The organism is Mycobacterium sp., from assembly GCF_035499775.1.
Classification (GTDB): Bacteria; Actinomycetota; Actinomycetes; order Mycobacteriales; family Mycobacteriaceae; genus Mycobacterium.
In genome coordinates this window covers 1-2067 of sequence record NZ_DATJYB010000087.1, presented here as the reverse complement: position 1 = coordinate 2067, position 2067 = coordinate 1, and the positions used below count along the sequence as shown (strand labels likewise).

Genomic DNA, 2067 nt, shown 5'->3' with positions numbered 1-2067 from the left:
CGCGAACGCGAGCGAGATCTTCCGGTTGGCCCGCCACCCGCGCAGCTTCGTCTCGCTCGAGGGCTCCGATCACCTGCTCACCAAGCGCGGCCAGGCTCATCGGGCGGGCCGGATCATCGGCGCCTGGGCCGACGCATACCTCGGCGATCCGCGCTAGGTTGACATGTCTTCCCGGTTTACTGCCTACCTTTACCCGGATCGGACATGTTTAATGGCGATTGGGTTAGGGCAGAGGCGGCAGCACTGGGAAATTGGCCTCGGTGTCGAAAGTGCCCCGCGCGATAACCAGGCCTGCCCCAGCGGAGAGGGTCATCCGACTGTGGCCGTGTAATCAGCGCAGCGCGAGGCTAAGGTTTGAACGGTCCACATCTGTTTGGGGTTCGATACGCCCGCCGGGACATTCGCTCTGCTGCGACAGATCCGACGCCGCGGCAAGCCGAGCTTACTTAGACACCTCAGAAGTAGTGTCATGGTTCAGCCTTGGCACTCCTTCTCGCCACGAGAAGCTGCCCGTGCGTAACGGGCTCTTCGTATCACAAGGTGATTCGGATTCAAGCTTTGCGCCGAGGTGCCGTTGGTCATGGTGATCGAGCCTTACTCAGCGGATCCGCTCATATGGTGAGTAATCGGTTTTCTCGTTCTGCTCAGGCACGGACTTGTGGTGCAGCGCCGGGGCGTTGTGACGGCCCGGCCGGGGATCGACTTCCCGTGCAGTGCTGCCGCCTCAGTCGGCGGCCCGCATAACTTGGCGTGCCGCATCGCGGATCTGCCTGGACAACTCCGGCGAGAAGGGCAGGTCGGTTGGCTGGGGAACGTCGATGACGGTGGTGATGAGGCCCGGTTCGTCGTGCTGCCACCGTGCCCCACACCGGTCCAGAATCTCGCGCATCGAGGAATTCTGGGACAAGACCCGCGCGGAGAAGCGTTCGACGCCGTCGTATCGCGCCGCCACCGCGAGCGCGCCCATCAGGAACGCGCCGATGCCACGGCCCTGGTAGGCGTCGCCGACGGTGAACGCGATTTCGGCAATCGTCGGGTCGTCCTCGTAGCGAACGAACCGTGCGTCGGCCACCGCGGGTCCATCGGCGCCGTCGGTCATCACCCAGGCGAAGTGATCCAAATAGTCCACCTCGAACAGATAAGTGATCAGCGTCCCGGTGGGCATCCCCGTCGTTTGGAATCGGCGGTACAACGTGTCGCTGGAGAATCGGACGGTGCGCTCATTGTCGCCGGGTAAAACCGGCCGCAGATGCAGCCCCGTGCCGCCGCGCACGCGTACCGGAATCGGCTTGATGAAAGCCGCAAGGCGCTGGCGCACGATCCGCACCAACTTGTCCATCCTGCCCGGCATTTCGAGCAGGGTGGAGAATGCGTCTCGATCACCGACCCAGCCGGACAGGGGTTCGGTCGCGATCACTGTCGCGCTCCGCGGCGCGTTGCGCAGCAAGGCGATCTCTCCGACGATCAAACCCGGAGACACTTCGGCGACGGTGCGCACGCCATCGGCTCCGGTGTGGGTGACCTCCGCCCGTCCGGATCCGATGGCCAAGAAGGACACCGCCCGCTCGCCCCGGCGCATCAGCACTTGTCCCGGCGCCGCCGCCAGCGGGCGCAGTTGGGCCGCCAACGGCACCAGCGACTCGGTGGAGCAGTCTGCGAAGAAATCCAGTGCGGCAAGTTCGTCGGCACTGGCGGTAGTCAGCCCGGCCACGTGTTCCGCTCGATCTGCGGCCCAGTCGTCACGTGCGCCTCCGGTGAGATGCCTTCGCGGCGTGGCCACGCGGGATCCGCCACGGATTCGACGTGACGAGGTTAAGCGTAGTCATCGTGGCGGGCAAGGACGCCCGCTACCACACCACCATAGTCGATGCGAACGAAATTACCTTGATGGGTTTGCGGTCCAGCCTGAGTTGGCTGTTCGGGAAACTAGCAGGTCAGCGGGTTTAGCAGCGGGTTGTTGCTCGGTGAGAGCCCTTCGGTGATCACGTCCAGCGCGAACCGGATCCGCTCGGCGTCGCGCCAGTCCAGATGCGCATCTGAAAACAGCTCATCCACCGTGGTGCAGCC

General features: G+C 64.4%; 1 protein-coding gene and 1 pseudogene. One reads left to right on the top strand and one right to left on the bottom strand.

Annotated features, from left to right (window positions below; genetic code table 11):
• A pseudogene (locus VML93_RS05345) lies at positions 1 to 157 on the top strand (alpha/beta hydrolase); the annotation flags it as partial.
• Between the two features lie 567 nt (positions 158 to 724).
• Here the strand turns inward: VML93_RS05345 and VML93_RS05340 are convergent.
• The gene (locus VML93_RS05340; RefSeq protein WP_325608419.1) at positions 725 to 1711 is read right to left on the bottom strand and encodes a GNAT family N-acetyltransferase; all 987 of its coding nucleotides are present in this window, start codon (positions 1709 to 1711) and stop codon (positions 725 to 727) included.
• Between the last annotated feature and the right edge of the window lie 356 nt (positions 1712 to 2067).